This is a genomic window from Bacteroidota bacterium (genome assembly GCA_016722375.1).
Lineage (GTDB): Bacteria > Bacteroidota > Bacteroidia > Chitinophagales > LD1 > Bog-950.
Genome location: JADKJG010000004.1, coordinates 154,501 through 176,246, shown reverse-complemented (window position 1 = coordinate 176,246; position 21,746 = coordinate 154,501). Strand labels below are relative to the sequence as shown.

17 protein-coding genes and 1 tRNA gene are annotated in these 21,746 nt (G+C 43.1%); 13 read left to right on the top strand and 5 right to left on the bottom strand.

Features of this window, described 5'->3' with window-relative positions; all coding sequences use genetic code 11:
- Positions 1 to 82, bottom strand: a tRNA-Leu gene (locus tag IPP77_06175).
- 152 nt (positions 83 to 234) lie between these two features.
- Between IPP77_06175 and IPP77_06170 the strand changes: the two genes are divergently transcribed.
- From IPP77_06170 to lpdA, 3 genes are all read left to right on the top strand, one after another.
- A complete protein-coding gene (locus IPP77_06170) occupies positions 235 to 2,739 on the top strand; it encodes a DNA translocase FtsK 4TM domain-containing protein (GenBank protein MBL0309262.1) in 2,505 nt (834 codons plus the stop codon).
- Between the two features lie 15 nt (positions 2,740 to 2,754).
- Positions 2,755 to 3,429: an outer membrane lipoprotein carrier protein LolA gene (locus IPP77_06165; protein MBL0309261.1), complete on the top strand. Its 675-nt coding sequence runs from the start codon at positions 2,755 to 2,757 to the stop codon at positions 3,427 to 3,429.
- A gap of 123 nt (positions 3,430 to 3,552) precedes the next feature.
- Complete coding sequence (gene lpdA, locus IPP77_06160; protein MBL0309260.1) at positions 3,553 to 4,944, top strand: dihydrolipoyl dehydrogenase; 1,392 nt, start codon at positions 3,553 to 3,555, stop codon at positions 4,942 to 4,944.
- A 752-nt stretch (positions 4,945 to 5,696) separates the two neighbouring features.
- Here the strand turns inward: lpdA and IPP77_06155 are convergent.
- Positions 5,697 to 6,833 carry a T9SS type A sorting domain-containing protein gene (locus IPP77_06155; GenBank protein ID MBL0309259.1) on the bottom strand — a complete coding sequence of 379 codons (1,137 nt, stop codon included), beginning with the start codon at positions 6,831 to 6,833 and terminating at the stop codon, positions 5,697 to 5,699.
- Between the two features lie 160 nt (positions 6,834 to 6,993).
- The gene (locus IPP77_06150; protein ID MBL0309258.1) at positions 6,994 to 8,394 is read right to left on the bottom strand and encodes an FAD-binding protein; all 1,401 of its coding nucleotides are present in this window, start codon (positions 8,392 to 8,394) and stop codon (positions 6,994 to 6,996) included.
- A gap of 154 nt (positions 8,395 to 8,548) precedes the next feature.
- On the opposite strand from IPP77_06150, the gene IPP77_06145 reads away from it, so the two are divergent.
- From IPP77_06145 to IPP77_06125, 5 genes are all read left to right on the top strand, one after another.
- On the top strand, positions 8,549 to 9,271 hold the full coding sequence (locus IPP77_06145) for a hypothetical protein (protein ID MBL0309257.1): 723 nt from the start codon (positions 8,549 to 8,551) through the stop codon (positions 9,269 to 9,271).
- A 110-nt stretch (positions 9,272 to 9,381) separates the two neighbouring features.
- Positions 9,382 to 10,635: a diaminopimelate decarboxylase gene (gene lysA, locus IPP77_06140; GenBank protein MBL0309256.1), complete on the top strand. Its 1,254-nt coding sequence runs from the start codon at positions 9,382 to 9,384 to the stop codon at positions 10,633 to 10,635.
- A gap of 54 nt (positions 10,636 to 10,689) precedes the next feature.
- Positions 10,690 to 11,415, top strand: coding sequence for a hypothetical protein (locus IPP77_06135; GenBank protein MBL0309255.1), 726 nt, complete (start codon positions 10,690 to 10,692; stop codon positions 11,413 to 11,415).
- Complete coding sequence (locus tag IPP77_06130; protein ID MBL0309254.1) at positions 11,415 to 11,858, top strand: hypothetical protein; 444 nt, start codon at positions 11,415 to 11,417, stop codon at positions 11,856 to 11,858. The genes IPP77_06135 and IPP77_06130 overlap by 1 nt, the downstream gene beginning before the upstream one ends.
- Entirely contained in the window at positions 11,858 to 12,112 is a 255-nt protein-coding gene (locus tag IPP77_06125; GenBank protein ID MBL0309253.1) for a Smr/MutS family protein, read from the top strand. Before IPP77_06130 ends, IPP77_06125 begins: the two co-directional genes overlap by 1 nt.
- Before the next feature lie 3 nt (positions 12,113 to 12,115).
- On the opposite strand, the gene IPP77_06120 is transcribed toward IPP77_06125, so the two are convergent.
- Together IPP77_06120 and IPP77_06115 are read right to left on the bottom strand one after the other, a co-directional pair.
- Positions 12,116 to 12,352, bottom strand: coding sequence for a hypothetical protein (locus IPP77_06120; protein ID MBL0309252.1), 237 nt, complete (start codon positions 12,350 to 12,352; stop codon positions 12,116 to 12,118).
- Complete coding sequence (locus IPP77_06115; GenBank protein MBL0309251.1) at positions 12,349 to 13,440, bottom strand: hypothetical protein; 1,092 nt, start codon at positions 13,438 to 13,440, stop codon at positions 12,349 to 12,351. The genes IPP77_06120 and IPP77_06115 overlap by 4 nt, the downstream gene beginning before the upstream one ends.
- Before the next feature lie 217 nt (positions 13,441 to 13,657).
- On the opposite strand from IPP77_06115, the gene IPP77_06110 reads away from it, so the two are divergent.
- The 5 genes from IPP77_06110 to IPP77_06090 all read left to right on the top strand — a co-directional run bounded on the left by IPP77_06110 (position 13,658) and on the right by IPP77_06090 (position 21,676).
- A complete protein-coding gene (locus IPP77_06110; GenBank protein MBL0309250.1) occupies positions 13,658 to 14,647 on the top strand; it encodes a metallophosphoesterase in 990 nt (329 codons plus the stop codon).
- A 290-nt stretch (positions 14,648 to 14,937) separates the two neighbouring features.
- Positions 14,938 to 15,201 carry a hypothetical protein gene (locus tag IPP77_06105; GenBank protein ID MBL0309249.1) on the top strand — a complete coding sequence of 88 codons (264 nt, stop codon included), beginning with the start codon at positions 14,938 to 14,940 and terminating at the stop codon, positions 15,199 to 15,201.
- A gap of 315 nt (positions 15,202 to 15,516) precedes the next feature.
- Positions 15,517 to 16,719 carry a hypothetical protein gene (locus IPP77_06100; GenBank protein MBL0309248.1) on the top strand — a complete coding sequence of 401 codons (1,203 nt, stop codon included), beginning with the start codon at positions 15,517 to 15,519 and terminating at the stop codon, positions 16,717 to 16,719.
- 378 nt (positions 16,720 to 17,097) lie between these two features.
- The gene (locus IPP77_06095) at positions 17,098 to 17,409 is read left to right on the top strand and encodes a hypothetical protein (protein MBL0309247.1); all 312 of its coding nucleotides are present in this window, start codon (positions 17,098 to 17,100) and stop codon (positions 17,407 to 17,409) included.
- Positions 17,402 to 21,676, top strand: a complete 4,275-nt coding sequence (locus IPP77_06090; protein ID MBL0309246.1) for a gliding motility-associated C-terminal domain-containing protein — start codon at positions 17,402 to 17,404, stop codon at positions 21,674 to 21,676. The genes IPP77_06095 and IPP77_06090 overlap by 8 nt, the downstream gene beginning before the upstream one ends.
- Positions 21,677 to 21,746: the final 70 nt, after the last annotated feature.

Genomic DNA, 21,746 nt, shown 5'->3' with positions numbered 1-21,746 from the left:
TACCGAAGGTGGGAATCGAACCCACACACCTTGCGATACACGATTTTGAGTCGTGCGCGTCTACCAATTCCGCCACTTCGGCAAGTGATCGTCTTTAAAACGGAGCGCAAATCTATATCAAAACTATACTTCTCCAAAAAAACTATACAATGACACGCAATTTGTGAATAAAAAGACGTTGTATAACATAGGCGCAACAAGGGTTCTTTAGACCTTAGTACGCAATATTAAACCATGAAAGAAAAAAAAGCGGCTCCAGACGTATCTACGGAGAAGGAGGAACCTGTTCAGGAAGAAAATACTACTATTAAACCTATCCGCGAAAAGAAGGGCAAGAAGGCAAAAGAAGAAAAAGAGTCAACACCCCGCTTTTGGAATGATGGCCGTTTATCAAAGGTCGGAGGCTTGCTGCTCCTCTCCTTTTCACTTATTACAGCCTTCGCCTTCACCTCCTATCTCTTCACCGTTTCCGATGATCAGAGCGAAATGCTCAATAGCGGAATCTCTACGCTAGCGGACAATTCGGTAAAGACTGAAAATGCTCTGGGAAGATTAGGGGCTTGGCTGTCACATCTTTTTATTCATAACCTTTTCGGGCTATCCTCCTATCTACTCATAGTAGTAACTTTTGTTGCCGGAGTCAATTTGCTGATGCAGAAAAAGGTTTTCCCGGCATGGAAGATTTCTATTTATTCTTTCATCGGGATTATATGGTTCTCCTCCGCATTTGCTTTCCTCAATAATCTGATCTATGCCGAAAGCGTATTGAGTTGGGGAGGAGGTTTTGGAAATTATCTGACCGGAGAAACAGGCTACCTAACCGGCTTGCTTAAACCGGCGGGCGTAGCGATGCTATTGCTCGTTAGTGCGCTCTTTTTTGTAGTGATGGTGTATAATATCAATTTTGATTTCTTGATGAAGGGCTTGAATATGTTTAAGAAAGAGGAAACGCCGGCAGAGTCCAATATGGTTCCGGCATCTGCTATTCCCGCCTTCAGAGATACCGATGAAAACATCTTCGGTAAGGACAATATCGGTGAAGTTAAAGAACCACTTACCCTTGAAATAACTCAAGACGGACTATTGGACGAAGGATTTAAAGTGATTGACATGAATACCGGAGAAGAACTGACCGGCAATAAAAAAGATGATGAAGACCTGGAACTAGAAGTTGGGGAAATACTGCAAGAAACAATGGTTGAAGCAAATACGGGCGGTCTGGGTACCAACTATGACCCGACCTTAGACTTGTCGAATTATAAATTCCCAGGACTGGATTTGCTAGAAGAACATGGCAGCGATAAAGTGAAGATAGATGGAGAAGAACTAGAACGAAATAAGAAACAGATCATTTCCACGCTGAATAATTATCAGATAGAAATATCAAAGATTAAAGCCACGATCGGCCCGACCGTTACGCTGTATGAAATAGTTCCGGCACCGGGGGTCAGAATTTCTAAGATCAAGAACCTGGAAGATGATATTGCATTGAGCCTTGCCGCTTTAGGCATCCGTATTATTGCTCCAATCCCCGGCAAGGGGACTATTGGTATCGAAGTTCCGAATGCACACAAAGAGATTGTCTCTATGCGTTCCTTGCTCGCATCCGAAAAGTTCCAAAACACTACGGCCGATTTACCGATTTGCCTAGGAAAATCTATCAGCAATGAAATTTATGTAGCTGACTTAGCCAAAATGCCGCACCTGCTCATGGCGGGTGCCACAGGTCAGGGAAAATCAGTCGGAATTAATTCTATACTGGTTTCGCTGCTTTATAAGAAGCATCCCTCTCAGTTGAAATTCATTCTCGTAGATCCGAAGAAAGTCGAACTGAGCTTATACGAAGCTTTGGAAAAACATTTTCTCGCCAAACTTCCCGGTGAAGTTGATTCTATCATCACGGATACCAAGAAGGTGGTCACTACGCTGAATGCACTCTGTATAGAAATGGATCAGCGTTATGATTTGTTAAAGAAAGCACAGTGTAGAAACTTAAAAGAGTACAACCATAAGTTCGTAAACCGGCAATTAAACCCACAAAATGGTCACAAGTTTTTACCGTATATCGTATTGGTTATTGATGAGTTTGCCGACCTGATTATGACCGCTGGAAAAGAAGTGGAAATGCCCATTGCACGTTTGGCTCAGTTAGCTCGCGCCATCGGAATTCACCTTATATTAGCTACACAAAGACCTTCTGTGAATATCATTACCGGTACAATCAAAGCAAACTTTCCAGCTAGGATAGCGTTTAAAACCACTTCAAAAATTGACTCCAGAACTATTCTCGACACTGGTGGCGCTGAACAGTTGATTGGCCGTGGGGATATGCTTCTTTCTGTCGGTAGCGATACCCTTCGCTTGCAGTGCGGATTTGTTGACACTCCAGAAGTTGAACATGTTCGTGACTTTATTTCTAATCAACAAGGCTACGCCACTGCTTTTGAACTGCCGGAATATATTGATCCAAACTCTAAAGAAGAAGGCGATGAATTCTTTTTGGAAGGAGAGCGTGATCAACTGTTTGAAGATGCTGCCCGGGTGATAGTTCAGAACCAGATGGGTTCTACTTCGCTGATTCAAAGAAGATTAAAATTAGGCTATAATCGTGCCGGAAGATTAATGGACCAATTACAAGAAGCTGGTATTGTGGGTGATAACCTCGGCACGAAGTCACGGGAAGTGAAATTCCGAACGGAATCAGAATTGGAACAGTATTTGCAGAAGTTGAAGGAATAAACATCTAAATCATACATGCGCCTTATTTTTTTTGCTTCACTCCTATTTCTTTCTTCATTTATTTCCGCACAGAATTCAAATCCGGCTAATGACCCGGAGGCGGGTGAACTATTAAAAAAGGCCAGCAACAAATACGAGGCTTATAAGAACATCTCCGCCGACTTTCGCTTGATTATTGCTCATCCAAAGCTAAAACCACAAGACGACGATCGAAAATATACCGACACCATATCCGGTACTGTATTGCTTCAGCAAAAGAAGTTTAAGATTGAAATGAAAGGTCAAGAGATTACTTGTGATGGCATTAACCTCTGGACATACATAATTAAAGACAAAGAAGTTCAGTTAAACTACTTTGAGGAAAGTGACGATATGCTTTCTCCATCTAAAATCTTCAGCCTGTATAAAGAAGGTTTTCTGTATAGCATCCGAGAGAAAAAAACTGTTGGTGGCAAGGCCACAACGGTGATTGAAATGAGCCCCTCAGGAAAGAAACTAAGTTATTTTAAGATTGATGTAACGATTGACGAAACCTCGCTTCAGGTGCTGGAAACAAAAATCTATGAGAAGAACGGCACCCGCTACATCTATAAACTAACTCATCAAACACCTAACACACCAATCAAGGATGGCACCTTCGTTTTTGATGCCAAAAACTATCCCGGGATTAAGGTGGTTGATTTGCGCTAATCCGTTTTCTATTTCATCATTCTTTCCTTTTATTTGCGCCCCGATTCAGTTGGGCGTTCGAATCAAATACTATTCTTCTTTGTTTCATCCTGAACTGTTAACCGTTAACCAAAATAGAAAAACATGAATTACGATTTGATAGTGATAGGAAGTGGCCCCGGTGGATATGTAGCAGCCATCCGCGCTTCACAACTGGGTTTGAAAACAGCGATTGTAGAAAAAGAACATCTGGGAGGCATTTGCCTCAACTGGGGTTGTATTCCTACCAAAGCCCTACTAAAGTCTGCCCAAGTATTTGAATACCTCAACCATGCCGCTGATTATGGAATTACGCTCAGCGAAGCAAAAGCCGACTTCGGTGCTATAGTTAAGCGAAGCCGCGGAGTGGCCGATGGCATGAGCAAAGGTGTTCAGTTCTTGATGAAGAAGAATAAAATTGATGTCATCATGGGAGCCGGTAAGTTGAAAAAAGGCGGGAAGGTGGACGTGACCGATGCTGCCGGAAAGAAAACAGAATACGCAGCCAAGCATATTATTTTAGCAACCGGCGCACGAAGTCGTGAACTACCTAACATTAAGCAAGATGGCAAAAAAATTATTGGTTATCGCGAAGCCATGAATCTTCCAAAACTACCGGATAGCATGGTCGTAGTAGGCAGTGGAGCAATCGGCATGGAGTTCGCTTATTTTTATGCAACACTCGGAACCAAAGTGACAGTCGTAGAATTTTTGGATGCCATCCTGCCGCGTGAGGACAAAGACATTTCTAAAGAAGCTGAAAGAATTTTTAAAAAGAAAGGCATTACCCTCATGACCGGCACCTCGGTGGAGAGCGTAGATACCAAAGGTGCAAAGTGCGTCGCCACTGTCAAAGCTAAAGATGGAAAGACCGAGAAGATAGAATGTGACATCGTTCTTTCTGCTGTCGGCATTTCAACCAATATAGAAGGAATTGGTTTGGAAGATGTAGGGGTGAAAACCGAAAAAGGACTGGTTGTAGTAGATGATTTCTATAAGACAAACGTGTCGGGTGTTTATGCTATTGGTGACATTGTCAAGGGACCTGCACTAGCACACGTGGCTTCTGCTGAGGGCATCACTTGTGTAGAAAAAATAGCCGGAAAAAATCCTGAAGCTATAGATTACAACAACATACCATCTTGCACCTATTGCATCCCCGAAGTGGCTTCTGTCGGTCTTACCGAAGAAGAGGCCAAGGCTAAAGGTTTATCAGTGAAGGTGGGCAAGTTCCCTTTCTCTGCTTCCGGCAAGGCGAGCGCGGCTGGTGCGAAGGAAGGCTTTGTCAAGGTCATCTTCGATGCTAAATACGGCGAATGGTTAGGCTGCCACATGATAGGAGCCAATGTTACGGAGATGATTGCTGAAGTAGTAGTGGCGCGTAAACTCGAAGCCACAGGCCACTCCATTATCAAGTCCATTCACCCACACCCCACTATGAGCGAAGCGATCATGGAAGCCGCAGCGGCAGCATACGGTGAGGTGATTCATATTTAATCTGGAATAGCAGGAAGCCAGTTCTAATTAACCAGTTTCTAATCCGAACTCAAGACGAGCGGACACAAATTCGGTTGGTTTGAATACAAATACAATAGGTCCAGCTTCAAACCGCTTATTTTTTGTAACAAAAATGACAAAATAAGTGTTTTTGTCATTTTACTGGCGATAGATAGTTCATCATAAATCTCTCATTTTGTCGTCATTTTGCTCCAAATAGCTGGTTTTTGCATTAATAAAATCCTCCTATTCCTTAAGGAATAGCAGCAATTCCTTAAGAGAAAGTCTCTTTTGCTTAAGGAAAAATGATTTTCTCTTAAGGATTCATTCACAATTCGTATAAGTAAAGCATCTTTTCTTTAAGGAATTGTAGGAATTGCTTAAGGAAAAAGGAGATTCTCTGAAAGAATGACATCAAAAGCTGTAAGGTTTGTGTTTATCCTTTAAAGAAATGATTCAATTCCTTAAATGATTTTGGCCGGTATAACAAGGTTATGTTTATTAGAATTCTATCATCATTAAGATAAAGACTATAGCTGGAATCCTATCTAATGCTTAATATGAAGCCTACCTCACAGCAGACAAGGATTCAAATACTTGTAGTTTACATCAGATGGCATCTACTCGCCCCTCAAGAACAATTCTAATAAGTTAAGGTAAACACAGAATAATAGATATAGTTGCTGAAACCGGAAAGTAGATACTAATTTCGAAGTATAAACTCATTAACGGAAGCACCTGCTATCTCACCATTATTCCAAAACTATCTTGCCCCTATTCAATACTTTATCAACTCTTTCCAATTGCCAAAAATAAATTCCCCGGTTCAATGTTCCCCGTTGAATATGCGTTGAAACTTCATTTACCATCTTTTGCATCACTATTCTTCCCAATGCATCGTAAACTACAAAGTGAGTATCCGTTTGGGGCAGTTCACTAAGTTTTATTTGAAAACCGGAAGACGCAGGATTAGGATAAACATCCATTCTGTAATTCTCCGTTACTTCCTCTGTTGAACTGATGACAGAACAATAACTTTTAAAGAAGTTCCAGATCGTAGTGCTTGCACTAAAATCCATATTGGTGGAGCCGACAAATGGAACCACAAGGGTTCCACCTGGCCAGGTGTGACCTCCGTTATTTACCCGGTAATGAACCACCTCGCTGTTATCTTTGCCATTCAAATACCGAAACACTTCTACTGTACTGCCATCGGTAGTATTAATATCCGGAAGGGAAGAAACGATTGCGGTCGTGTCGCATAGATTATTATCTACCCACCACTTCACTGTTTCTGGAGTAGAGAGGATACCATTACCACCGTTATAGGAAACAACCGGATCGCTAGTTCCGTGAATTTCCATCACCGGCATTCCTTTCACCGGTGTGCAATTGCTTTCAAAATTCGCTAGCATATTTCCGGTTATGGAGGCTATAGCAGCCAATTTGTGCGACAGCCGACAAGCTAATAGATACGAAAAAAAGCCGCCATTCGACATGCCGCAGGCATAAACACAAGCTGGGTTTATAGAATATTTGGCGGACAGGCTATCAATGAGTGACGAGGTAAAATCTATGTCATGTGGCGTTGTAGCTTCATTCACATTCCAAGAACTGTTAATCCCATTAGGGTAAACCAAGATAAACCCACCGGTGTCTGCCACTGCATCCATACCGGTGTAAAGCTGTTGTTGAAAAGCATTGGAAGTCAGCCCGTGAAAGCTAAGCACCAAGGGATAGGAAACAGAGGGATTGTACCCCGTTGGAAGATGAACAATAAAATTCCGGTATCCACCTTCAAAAAGAATAGAGTCCGATTGAGCATGAATAGATGCACTCATCCACAATCCCATAACACAAAGGCTCATCCGAAGTAAACTATTTCTCATCTGCTTTTCAATTTGTCGGATAAAAATAAAAACCTTCTCTATACAAAAGGTCAATTCACTCATCTTTCCACCTGCATTTTAGGAATAACGCATAGTTTTTGATGAATTCAAGTTACACCTGAAAGATTAAATTCAAAATACTACTAACACCTTTGTAGCCTCAAAATATTTTTCCGGGATTGAGCACTCCGTTAGGGTCAAAAACCTTTTTAATATTTCGCATCAACTCTAATTGTGAAGGTTTGAACTTAATATCCATGTAAGGAATTTGGATCCACCCTATTCCGTGCTCCCCGGAGATGGTACCGCCTAATTGTACCACCTTCTCAAATATTTCGCGGATGCCTTTGGGCACTTCATTTTTCCAAGCCTCGTCACTTAACTGATCCTTCAGAATGCGCACATGCACATTGCCGTCTCCTGCATGACCGTAACAAACGGTTCTGAAATCATATTTCTTGCCTACCTCTTTGATATGCTTCAATAGTTCAGGCAAATCAGCACGCGGCACCACCGTGTCCTCTTCCACCGTAACATTGGTCTTTTTCACGGCGTAAGCAATATTCCTTCTCATCCGCCAGAGGTCTGCCTTCTGGGCTTCGTTATCGGCAAATAATATATCTCCTACTTCAAACTGTGAAAGCACTTCATAAATCTTTTCGCAGTCTTTTTGAATCACTTCCATATCGTTACCATCCACTTCAATCAACAATGTCGCTTTTGTTTCATCCGATAAAGGAACCGTTACGTCGCCCAGAAAATTCATCACATATTCAATGGCTTCCCGCTCCATAAATTCGATACTAGAAGGAACGATCCCGGCACGGAACACCGCACTTACTGCCGCGCTAGCTTCGTCCATTGATTTGAAGGGAGCAAGCATGAGGTTGTTGAACTTGGGATAAGACAAGAGTTTTAAAACGATTTTGGTGATGATACCGAGGGTTCCTTCGCTGCCCACCATCAGTTGAGTAATATTATATCCGGTGGAGTTTTTAAGTGTATTAGCACCAGTCCAGATAATTTCACCGTTAGCAAGCACCACTTCCAGATTTAATACAAAATCTTTCACCACGCCATACTTTACTGCGCGAGGCCCGCCGCTGTTGCAAGCTACGTTGCCACCGATAAAAGAAGTACCACGACTCGAGGGATCCACCGGATAGAAAAGTCCTTTTTCTTGTAGGGTATTTTGAAGTACTTCGGTGATTACACCCGGTTCGGTAATTACTTGCAAGTTTCTTTCATCTATTTTCAGAACTTGATTCAATCGTTCGATAGAAAGCATCACACCACCATAAACAGATAAACTGTTCGCTGAAAGTCCGGTACCGGCGGCGCGGGGCGAAACAGGAATAAGTTGTTCGTTGCAGTATTTCAGGATGGCAGAAATTTCTTTCGCGTTCGCAGGTTTTAAAACTACCTCAGGCGGAAATTGAACACCGTCTGTTTCATCTCGACCGTATTTTTCAATGTTTACAGCATCCGTCAAAACAAATTCCTTGCCGATAATAGAAGTAAAATAGATTAAGTCCTCAGTCGCGATTTTCTTATAGCTCATCATAGCAAAGATGCTATGTTTTTTGAAGAATAAAATATAATGGATATGACCAATTATAAAGATTGTACACAGGGAAATCGGTAAAGAAGTGTTAAGAAGATAGGTGGAGATAAAACTTCCTTCCCTATTTTCCGTTTAACTAAGTACATAAGCTATGGAAACATTGAACCAAAACTGGCTGACCGAAGGGATGATGGATTTTGAATACAAAAAATATCTCCTGCTCGCCTATTTACAACAGGTGAGCAAAAACTTCGACGAAAAGAAACTCTATCCCCGTCTTTCTGAACTTGTTGACCACTATCAGAACATTCGGATACTGCGCGATCAAAAGTTATCTGTAGCTAAAGAATTTCCAAAAGAAATTTCCAGACTCGATTTCGAAAAATTCAAGGTAGAGTATAAAGAATCAATGAAGGATTCAGACCTGATTAAAGAGATTGATTCCATCGTAGAGTTTGCGCTCCCCGAAATTGAGGGAAAGATTGGTATTGGTAAAGAACTCTATGAAGAAGTGCAAGAACAGCTAGAGGTTTTTCCGGTGGGTATCATTCCGATCAGAAATGACGAAGGGTACTTTTTCCTATCTGATTACCTGAAAAAGATGGTAAACGTTTACTATTACCAGATTTCAATTTTTGAAAATGTACAGGAAAAGTTTCGGGGTATTCATACCAGCTTTCTGTTTCATTATCAAACCAGCATTACCGACACCTATGAAAAAGTGAAATACCAACTCTTGGGACAGCATACGCATTTGCCGAATCCTGCTACTTACGCTATCGAGTTTAAGCAATCTTTCCCTCTCTCTGAAACCATGCTCCCGATAGCCCAACGCAGCTTGGTAAAATATATTTCTACGGGTGAGGGGAAATAAAGAACCTACCTCTAGCAAATTATTAGCATTTTCTCTCACTACGATTACATTTGTAGCAAATAAACGGATGCTCGCTATTTTGGCAATAGCATCCGTTTCAGGTTTCATTTATGATTCAATTAGAAAAAGGCCATTATCATATTGGCGGGATAGACGTAGAAGATTTATGCAAGAAGTATGATACCCCTTTGTATGTCTATGACGCGGGTATTATTGAAAATCAATACAATAGCCTGAAGAATGCTTTCAGCGGAACCAATACCAAGATTAAGTTCGCCTGCAAGGCACTGAATAATATCAATGTCATGCGCTTTTTAAAAAACCTCGGTGCAGGGCTTGATACGGTTTCGATTCAGGAGGTATGGTTGGGGCTTCGTGCGGGATTTGAGCCAAAGGATATCTTATACACGCCGAATTGTGTTTCGCTGGAAGAAATTGAAATGGCGGTGAAGGAAGGAGTGCAGATCAATATTGATAACATTTCTATTCTGGAGCAGTTCGGCCATAAGTATGGTTCATCGGTTCCGGTGTGTATTCGGATCAATCCGCATGTGATGGGTGGTGGAAACATCAATATCTCTACCGGGCATATAGATTCCAAATTCGGTATTTCTATTTATCAGATGCGCCACTTGGAGCGGGTGATTAAGAGCGAGAAGATTCATGTCAACGGCATTCACATGCACACCGGCTCAGACATTCTGGATGTAGATGTGTTTCTGCGTGCTGCACAAATTCTATTTGAAGCCGCCGAGCATTTTCCTGATTTAGAGTTCATTGATTTCGGAAGCGGATTCAAAGTGCCCTACAAGTCGGATGATTATTTCACGGATGTAAAAGAACTGGGAGCCAAACTCACAGAAGGATTTAAAGATTTCTGTAAAAAATATGGTCGTGAATTAGAGTTGTGGTTTGAACCGGGGAAATTCTTGGTGAGCCAGAGTGGAACCTTTCTGACGAAAGTAAACGTCATCAAACAGACAACAGCCACCGTTTTCGTAGGCGTTGATTCGGGCATGAACCATTTGATTCGCCCGATGTTTTATAATTCCTATCACCACATCACCAACGTATCGAACCCCGAAGGGAAATTAAGGATTTACACCGTGGTAGGTTATATCTGCGAGACCGACACTTTCGGCTGGGACCGCAAACTAAATGAGGTGAGCGAAGGGGATATTGTCGCTTTCCAAAATGCAGGAGCTTATGGATTCACGATGAGTTCCAACTATAACTCACGATTCCGTCCTGCGGAGGTGATGATCTATCAAGGCAAGGATTACTTGATAAGACAAAGGGAAAACTTAGACGATTTACTGAGGAATCAGATAGAAGTACCTGAATTTGGTTTGGCAGCAGTGTAGCAGAGCCCAGCGATGTCCCGTTAAAACCTTTAATTAGCAGTCTAAATATTTTCGTTGGATAGTTTCTCCTTCAAACAATATTCTACCAACCTACGCGCACTAGTTTTATTATTTGCGCTCATCGCTATTTGCGTCTTCTTCAATTCTGCCACCGACGGAATTTTTCTTTCTGCCAAGAACATCACCAACCTGACTCGCCAAAGCTCTATTGTGGGCGTATTGGCTATAGGAATGGTGCTGGTCATCGTTTCCGGCAATATTGATTTATCGGTCGGCTCGCTTACAGGTTTGATGGGCGGGCTATCTGCTATTTTTGGATTTTGGATGGGATGGAGTTTGCCTATCATTATTCTTTCCACAATTCTTATTGGTATGCTGGCCGGTTTGCTGCAAGGATGGGTGGTTGCTTATCTCCGCGTGCCTTCCTTTATTGTGACGCTCGGTGGAATGATGATATTTCGAGGAATCATTAAAGGGGCTACACATGGAGAAACGATTAGCGTGGATTCGGCGTATCAGTTTTTCGGCAGTGGATTTTTGACAGAACTTCAAGGCTGGCTGGTGGCTGGTGTGGCTATTTTAGGAATTGCCTTCCTTTCTTGGAGAAGCTATTCCTCAAAACGGAAACATGGCTTGCAACAAGACCCTGCCTGGCTTCTTATTACCTACATTCTTGTTTACGCATCGGTCATTATTGGCTTTTTGTTGGTATTCAATAGCAACGATGTTAAGTTCCCAAGTTCTCTGGAAGAAAACGACAAGAGCATTCCGGTGCGGTGATGATTTTATTGTTTGTAGCGCTGGTCGTCCATTTTATAGCCGTTAAGACTGTCTTCGGAAGGCGAATCTTCGCCATTGGTGGAAATTCAGAAGCCTCCTTCTATTCAGGAATCAATATCAAATGGAACACGATGATGGTTTTTGCGCTGACCGGTTTGCTGAGTGCGGTGGCGGGAATTATTTACACAGCGCGGGTGGGCAGTGCGGCGGCAGATGCCGGAAGAAATTTAGAGTTAGATGCCATCGCAGCCTGTGTGATTGGAGGAACCAGCCTGATGGGCGGAAGAGGCTCTGTGCCCGGAGCAATTATAGGGGCACTAATTATGGCTAGCATTGACAACGGTATGAGCATCATGAACATTGAAGATTTTTATCAAAACATTATCAAGGGGACGGTGTTGGTGCTGGCTGTTTACCTTGATGTGGCAAGCAAGAAAAAATAATGGCGAGAATTAAAGTGGACCTCCATGACATTTACAACAATAGCAAAGCTATTGACAAAGCGCTGCTCGATGCTTTTGAAGAAGCCATTGAGTATAAGATTCGAGAAGTGGAAATCATTCCGGGCAAAGGGAGCGGGCAACTGAAAAAGAAAGTGCAGCGCTTTCTGCAATTACCTCATATTAAACCACTCTATCACCGTATTGAAAACGACAGCAAGAACTTCGGGCGGCTGTTTGTTTATTTCAAGTTCTAAACTTTATACAAAAGTCGCCACCCGATTCGGACAGAGAAGATAAGGCGAATAATAAGCCGGTATATTACTCAGTGGCAACACTTCTGGTTTTAGATTGATCCCCAACTGATTCATCATAAAGTCTCTTCGTTGCTGAATTCGCTTCCATGATTCAGGAAATTCTTTCTCCCATCGCCCTCTCAACTCTTCATCGGCCAAGGCAATTCCATCTTCTGCGTTGGCAACAACAAATTCCCTCATGTTCGCCGGAATAATATCCATTTGTATCGCATGGTATGACCGGCGTTGAGCGCAAAATCAAATATAGATTGGTCTCGTACATTTTCTACTTGCTGCATCACCACACCGCCGCCTACGCCAATTCCGATGGATTCATACCAAGTCGCAACGACGAGAAAATAGTTTCTCCAGAATCTCTCAAAATAATCAGCGACCGGTGGCTGCAAATCTTCCGGACCATTCGCTATCATTCCTGCCCTACAGGTCAGCGCACCCCATAAACCAAAAGCAGAAGTAAAGGCATCGCCCATTTCCACCACATTATCCGAAGGGCTGCTAAGTCCATACCTCGCCTTGGCTCCGGTAGAAAGCATGGGATGGCAGGAATAAGGAATACCGTCGTTTTGAAATTGATTCGCCAGTTCATATTCTTTTACCTCCGGTTTGATGGCGCGAATCATCCGCTTCATGCTTTCGGAAGTGCGCACAGAAGCCCATTCAAAGCGCACTAACTCTTCCAAACAATTTTGATTTCGCAAGCCCTTATCCGAATCCATGAAAATATCGTTCGCATTGACCACAGCCGTTTTATCTCCACACAAGTCGCGAAGCGCATCGCTCAAATAGGTCGGGATATCCAACTTGTGAGCAATCAGTTGATGCTGCTTGTCGGTATAGTATTTATAATAAGCGCCACCTACTTTACTCTTCTCTCCTATTCTAAATTCCTTCAAAATATCTTCCAGTGATTTTGATTTGGAGCGGTCTTGACCCAAGAGGCTGAAATCTTGAAAGAGTTCATATTCAAAAGTGATGGCGGTGGCTGTTGCCCAAGCCATGCACTCATTTCCGAAAAGAATTTTTCGTCTGCCGTTCTTGTCGAGCAACAGCAAGGCTTCTTCAAAACGCGGATCGAGATTGGTGAGAAAGCTGAAATTGGCGAAGTGCTCGCGGTCGGCGAAGACGAGGAGAAAGTCCAATCCTCTCTCTTTCATTGCCAACAATGTTTTCTTTATTCTCGATTCAAATTCAAAGACCGGAATAGCAGGCATTTCGCCACTGTTGTCGAAAGCGGGCAAGGCAATAGTTTTTAGGGCTATGGTTTTCATCTGTCAATTATATTTTTCTCGATGGCGTAAAGAAATAAAAAGCGTGAAAGTATAGAAGATGAATTCATGAATCCTCTCTGACTCAATTTTTCAGACAATCCGGCGCGCATCATGCCGTTGGTTGTGCCGAATAACTTAACAATCGTTACACCGTTTATTATCAACCGCTACATACTTTTGTGTAACTTTAAGCGTTACCATAAAAAATTTATACGCCGTGAAATTCCAAGACCGTAAATCATTCATCAAAACCTTAGGCCTGCTGAGTGCGGGGGCTGTGCTTCCTAATCATGCCTCAGCCGGGGGCCGTGCTTCGGACAAAAGAATCCAAACCAATAAACCCATTGATCGCAAAAAAGACGTGAAGCGGTCTATCCGCATGGCGCATCTCACCGATATACATATCAAGAATGAGCGTATTGCCGAATACGGTATGGCAGCAGCGCTGCGCGAAGCGAATAGCCATCCCGACAAAGTGGACTTTATCATGAACGGCGGCGACTCTATTATGAACGCCATCGGCCACACCAGATTGAATATTAAAAACCAGTGGCAGGCTTTTCACAGCATTGTGAAAAGCGACAGCAGCTTGCCGATGTATCATTGCATCGGCAATCACGACATCATCGGGTGGGTGATGCCGGATAAAGACCACCGAGAGGCCAAAAAATGGGTGATGGATGAATATAAAATCGTGAGGCCGTACTATAGCTTTTCAAAAAACAACTGGAAGTTTATTGTGTTGGACAGCATTCATGGTCGCAAATCTATTCCGGGCTATTATGGTAAATTGGATGTGGAGCAGATGCAGTGGCTGAAAGATGAATTGGCCACCACACCGGCAGATACATTTGTCTGCATCGTTTCTCATATTCCGATATTGGCTATCTGTTGCATTTTTGATAATGGGATGGGGGAGATCAAAGAAAACAACCGGAAGATTTCGGATAATAATATGCACGCCGATGCGGGCGACTTGATTGAAATATTTTATGAGCACAAGAATATCCGTGCCTGTCTGAGCGGCCACATACATTTGATTGATTATGTAAATTATCAGGGGGTGGACTATTACTGTAATGGAGCCGTGGCGGGCGGCTGGTGGAAAGGCCCCCTGCGCCATTTTGCCCCTTCTTATTCCGTCATGAACTTTTATGAAGACGGTTCTACTTCGCGCGAAGTGAATTATTATAAGTGGAAGGCCTGAGCCGGTCTCTCCACCCACCCTCTGCAAAATCAGAAAGTCTCGCTTCGGCGGGGCTTCATCCCCCTTCCAATCTTTCGAGTTAGTGGTGTTTATATGAATAGATAAACAACGTACACGATAGTTTACTCCACAACATTACAGCTTGCCCAAGTCTTGAAAACGCTTTATAAAACACACACTTTGTGTTGTACTAAACGCAGATTTATTCTCCACCTTATATCCATCATATAGTACCGGTTGGAGCTAAAAAAATACCTTTTGACACGGATTATGGAAAAGACTCTTTACAAATGCCATTTGTATGCCTAACTGTGGACAATCTCCAAGTGACTGTGGCAAGTCACCAAGTACCTTGGGTAAGTCACCAAGTGACTGTGGTAAGTCACCAAGTGACTGTGGACAGTCACCAAGTAACTGTGGTAAGTCACCAAGTGACTGTGGCAAGTCACCAAGTGACTGTGGTAAGTCACCAAGTGACTGTGGACAGTCACCAAGTGACTGTGGTAAGTCACCAAGTGACTGTGGTAAGTCACGAAGCAACTTGGGTAAGTTAGCTCGTGTTTTGGGGCAATTTGGTGGTAATTTGCTTGTTTTGAAGGGAAAACCTGTTGCCCCCACAGGGCGCAGGCTGTGCCCATAAGTAATTGTTGGGCGGAGTTTGTCCTCGGTTAGGAAGGCGCGGGGGTTTCTGAGGTAGCAGGAAAAGAGGGAGATGGTAGGTCGAAGACTACAAAAGTCTTGAAGACTTTTGTAGTTTAACTTATGTTGAGCTGTGGAAAAGCGAAGGTTTGATAGATTTGTTTCGCATAATAAATGTTAGCGGCAACCCTTGGACAACAGACATTACAAATAAAAACAACAAACAGAAAATGAATAGCATCTCAGAAATTTGGGCAAAAAGCACAGGGACATTTGACTCTAAAACACTTTCCCAAATTCTTGCATTTGCAGGTGACGGTAAACTCAAAGACAACAATGTAACCTCAATAGAATTCCGTGACCTTCTCGACCAAGTTCCTTCAACTCTTCTAAAACAATTTGGCGACAACTGTTTAACAGACGGCTTCACTGATAGCGGACTCGCATTACAAGATATAATTAATCAAATTGGAACAAGACTTGGTTTTTCAATAGAACATGGACTTTATCGCGGAAAACAAAATGATATTGGATTTGACGGTATTTGGACTTCAACAGAAGGACATAGTTTGGTTCTTGAGGTAAAGACCACTGATGCTTACAGAATTAATCTTGACACTATTGCCGAATACCGCAGAAAACTAATTGAACAAAACAGAATAAGCAAAACACAATCTTCAATTTTAATAGTAGTTGGACGACAAGACACGGGCGACCTTGAAGCTCAAATTAGAGGTTCGCAACACGCTTGGGACATTCGTTTATTAAGCACAGATTCTTTAATAAAACTTTTGAGTTTAAAGGAATCATTGAATGACAACAAAACAATTCAACAAATCAATGAGCTTTTAAAACCAAGAGAATACACAAGAATTGACAAACTAATTGAATTGATATTCTTGACTTCAAAAGACCTTCAACTTGCCGAACAGACAGAAGAAGACATTGAAGAAATAGAAGAACTTCCAATAGAGAAGAAAAAAAGAAAATCATCTGATGACAAGGCAACTCCAGTAAACTTTCACGAACAATGTTTGACAAGAATTGCCTCAAAGTTGAACATCAATTTTATTAAGCAAACAAGAATTTCATACACAAACAAAGACAAAACAATCGGACTAATTTGTGCTATTTCAAAACCACATAAACAAGGACAACATGAAAAGTTTTGGTTTGCTTTTCATCCTCATCAAAATGACTTTTTAAAAACTTTAGATAATGCTTATGTTGCATTCGGCTGTGGTTCACCAAACAAACTATTCTTAATTCCATACAAGGACTTTGAACCTTTAGTTAAAAACTTTTGGACAACAGAAAATGAAGACAGAATGTATTGGCACGTAGTTATTCATAATCGTGACAACAAATATTTATTGGCTCAACCGCAAGTTGAAAAAGGCTCAATGGTTGACATAACAAAGTATAAAGTATAACTTCTCCTGCAACAGAGTTTCCTTCGGGACTCTCCTATGAATCAAAATAGCACAGCATCCTTTTTACGTTTATATATATTGAAAAAGAGACCCGCAACTGCGCATAGGCTTTCAGCTTATAGCTGCTATTCAGATAGCTAGATGCTATGAACATATTTCGACATAGACATAGCCTGATGACTGATGTCCGACTTCAAAAACAATGTCTTTAAGCATTTTGAAGGATATAATGGCATGAAATTTCGAATAATCGCATTTCCATTGTTTGCTATCCACATGCAACATCCTGTTAATTAACGCGGTCATTATAAGGAATGATTATTTTCGAGTACGGGAATTTCAAAATTTTACATTTACGGGTTAATACTTTTGTCAGGGATGAAAACGCTATACACTTCTTTGTTTCTTTTGCTTTCGCTTTTTTCGTTTTGTCAAAATCAGCAAGGCATAGAGCAACCTAACGAGGCTCAGAAGAAATTGAATGCTTTGAAGGGAACTTACGAAATCAAGAGGCTGAGCAGGGAGAGGTATCTGTTGCCTTCTAATTTGGCCGACGTGATTATCAAAAACCGAAAGGCGAAAGAGTTGACTGTGGTTAAATTGAATGAAGGGACTGAGTTGGTAATTTATCCGTTTGCTTCTTTGGAGAAGGCGGCGAAAAATAAAACGAGGGGGACGAAGCATGAGTAGGAAATCCATTTTGATATTTGCGGCTTCGTTGTTGCTATTTTGTTTGGCCACCAAAGCCCAACCGCTGAACGATGATTGTTTCAGTGCATCGCCTATTACGATTTCTGCCTCGGGGGTTACGTGCGTGAATGGAACCCTGGCGGGAGCGACGGATGATGGGCAGTTTTCGACCTGTGAAAATGCAGGCAGCAAAGAAGTTTGGTTCACCTATATCGCTACGGGAAGTAATAATCAGGTAGTGGTTCGTCCGACCGGGACCTCTCCTGCTTCAAATTTAGTGGTGAACATAACCAATACTACTTGTGGGTTTGCCTCATTGAATGATTGCGATGCGGCTACTACTTCGGGCGGCACGGCTACGGTGAATTGGGGTTATAGTCCCGGATCGCAAATTTGGGTTTCGGTATCTTCGAATAGCGGTTCAGTCGGCAGCTTTGAGATTTGTATTACTTCGGTCACCACTCCGCCATCGGATGGCAAAGACTGTAGCACGGCCGTACCGGTATGCAGCCAGAACTCTTTTACTGCACCGGTTACGGTTGGGGCAAACGGTTATACTCCACCGTGTTTTACCAGTGCGCTTCAACAGCCGATTATTTTCAAGTTTACCGTAGGCCAAACCGGCCTATTGAACTGGAAGGCGACCCCCACCTGCACGGGTGTGGATGCTGCGTTTACAGAGTTTGATTGGGTGATGACGGACATCACCGGCGGATGCCCGGGAACGCTGGTGGCTTGTAATTATAATTTTACGGCATCGGGTGTTTTATATCTATCCACCACCAGCCCTCAGGGAATGCAGGGCGGGCCAGCAGCGGGTTGCAGCCGAACGGCTGTGACCGGCGATCCGGCGTTGGAAATTTGTCCGGGTGTGACGGTTACGGCTGGTAGAACTTATTCGATTATTCTCGATCAGTTTACGACCACCTCTACTTGCGATCTTAATTTTGATTTCTCAGGAAGTACGTTTCAGTTGGCTCCTACTGCGGCTTTCACGGTTACTCCTGCATCGGGCTGTCAGAATCTAAACGTTACTTTTAATAACAGCAGCGTGGCAGCCAGTTCATACGCCTGGACTTTTGGCGATGGCACAACGTCCGGTGTTCAGAATCCGCCATCTAAAATATATTCTGCTACGGGAACTTATCTGGTATCGTTGGCTACTACCGCCGCGTCAGGATGTACCAGCGTGGCATCGCAATCGGTACAGGTGATACCGGACCCGGTGGTGAGTTTGAGTGATACTACTATTTGTCCCGGCGATAGCGCCGTACTTATGGCGATGCCTGATATTAGCGGCGGAACCTATTCTTGGTCGCCGGGCGGAATGAGTACTCAATCTATTAAAGTTTCACCTGCGTCCACTACTGCTTACACGGTGACTTATAATTTACTTAGCTGTACCGCTACAGCAACAGCTACTGTGAACGTGGCGATTGTGGTGTTCACCGTTAATGCGGGAAATGATACAGCGTTTTGTGCCGGTCGCTCGACGGTACTTCATGGCGCCGTTCAACCTCCGGGAGTTTATACTTATCAGTGGTCTCCGGCTGGAACGCTGGTAGGTGCCGGTACCTTGACACCGACAGCCACTCCGGCAATAACTACAGTTTATACGCTAACCGTTGCGGATACTTTGGGTTGTAGAAAGACGGATGGTGTTCAGGTAAGGATAGATGCCATTCCAACCATCAGTGCCTCAGTTGACTTAAACACTATTTGTCCCGGTCAACAGGTTCAGTTGAATGCAGTGGTCAATCCGGTAATGACCCCTATTACTTGGTCGCCTTCTACAGGTTCTAACGCGGTATCTAATCCGGGTATTATCAATCCGGTCGCGTCGCCGAGAAGTGACCAGAAGTATGTGGTCGTTGCTTTAAATAATAGTTGTGCTGCTGCTGATTCATTAGTTGTTAGGGTGGACACTTCGCGCCTTGATGCCGGTCCGAATATATCTGCTTGCGTTGGTTCAGGGGCCGACTTGACTGCTAATGTGATAGGAAACGTTTTGCCCGGTCCTGCATCGTTTGACTGGACCATTCTTGGAGGTACCAGTATAGGAGCTACGCAAACGATACATGTGAACCCGTCTTCGCTCACTACCTATGTTGTAACTTTGAACGGAGGGGCTTGCGTTAAGCGAGATACTATTACCGTGACCATAGGCAATTTGAGCCCGAACACAATAGCTACAAATGTTACCTGCAATGGTGCTGCAACCGGGAAAGTCAAAACAATCATCAGTGGTACCCCGCCGTATAGTTTCGTATGGAGCGCCAATGCAAATACGGGAAACGTGGACTCTGCCATCAACTTATTGGCTGGGACTTATCAGGTTACTGTTACGGATGGTAGCAGTTGTAGCGGCACAGCTTCCTCGATAATTACAGAACCAACGGCATTGACTTTTACTAATTCCGGCACACCGGTCTCCTGTTTTGGGGGAAATGATGGCACTCTTTCGGTGACGCCTTCCGGTGGAACCGGTGCTTATAGTTATGTATGGAGTAATACAGACACCACCTCAGATATTACCGCCCTTTCTGCCGGTAACTATTCGGTGACCGTGACCGATGCCAATGGTTGTTCTTCATCGGCTTCGATTCCGGTAGATGAACCTTTAGCTCCTCTTGCTTCGGGTACTACAGTGGTTACCAATTTGTTATGTCATGGTTCGGGAACCGGATCTATTGTTTTAAGTATTAGCGGTGGCACCGTTCCTTATACTTATTCGTGGAGCCATAATACTTCTTTGAATAATGCAACGGCTTCTTCGCTTTCTGCGGGCACCTATACGGTTACAATAACGGATGCAAGAAACTGTTCTCTTACAGAGACCAATTCAATAACAGAGCCTAGCAAAATTACTTTTAATCCACCTACTATTACTCACTCCAGTTGTGGCGGCGTTGCTGATGGAAGTATAGATATAAATGCAGTTGGAGGAGTCGGCTCCTATACCTATACGTGGAACGGAGTATCGGGAGGAAATCCGCGCACGAACCTTGCAGGTGGAAACTATACCATTGTAGCAACCGACGCTAATAATTGCACGGCTTCTACTTCAGTTACTATCAATCAACCGGCACCAATTTTAGTGGTAACGAATATTACCCATGCCAGTTGCTATCTATCCAGTGATGGAAGTATTTCTCTTACAGTTTCCGGTGGTTTACCTCCCTATAGATTCAATTGGCTTGGATTGGGAAATTCCAAAGATATCAATACACTAAGTGGAGGCACTTATCATTGCTCGATATCTGACAGCAACGGTTGCAGTGTGGAAGTGGACGCTGTCATTAATGAGCCGGAACCGCTCACAATGAGTTTGCAATCAACCGGAATTAATTGCACCGATGATTGGAACGGAACAATTTCCGTTTTCCCTTCGGGCGGTACAGCACCATATTCATACTCTGCGACACAAGACGGCTCATACTTTTTCTTTTCTGAAGAGGTGGCCATTCAAGGTTTGCCCAATGGCCTGTTCCAAGTTATTCTGGCCGATGATAATGGCTGCGTTTATAGGGATACTATTTCTGTTGCAGATGCTATCCCCGATGGATTTATTTTTGCGACGGATTCTACTTCATGCTTTGGCGATCAATATAATGACGGCGCGATTTATATTACCGAAACAACTTTGGCAAATAGACCCTATCAGTACTCGGTTGATAGCGGTGAACTTCAGCTCAGCAGCGACTTTTATAATCTCAGTTCGGGAGCGCATATATTATTAGCTGTCAATCAATATGGCTGTGAGACGAAACATACCATAGTAGTTCCTGAACCGGTTGATGCCTTTGCCAGTATTCTTCCCTCAGATACTATTATTCAATTGGGTCAATCCGTTGAGTTGCAAACCGTCTTCGGCCCCTATTCTTCATCTGCTGTTACCTCCTACTCTTGGACACCTTCCCTGGGTTTGAATTGTACGGACTGCGCTAATCCGTACGCTACTCCTTACACAAGTAACAATGAATATAAACTGCTGATTACTTACAACAAGATTTGTACAGTAAGCGCCTCAGTGAAGGTGAATATGGAGAGCCGTCCTGAGATATTTATACCGAATTCCTTTTCGCCAAATGGGGATGGGAATAATGATGTATTCCAGATCTATGGTGCGGCGATTAAGACCACCGACTTGAAGATATTTAACCGGTGGGGTGAACTGGTGTTTCAAAGTACTAACCAGTTCTATGGTTGGGATGGAACCTACAAGGACAGATTCAAAACCCCGGTGTGTATTCATACACCGCAGTGATTACCTATCTTGACAATAAAGAGATAGAGAGAAACGGAACACTGACTTTGCTTAAGTAGCACAGTTACTA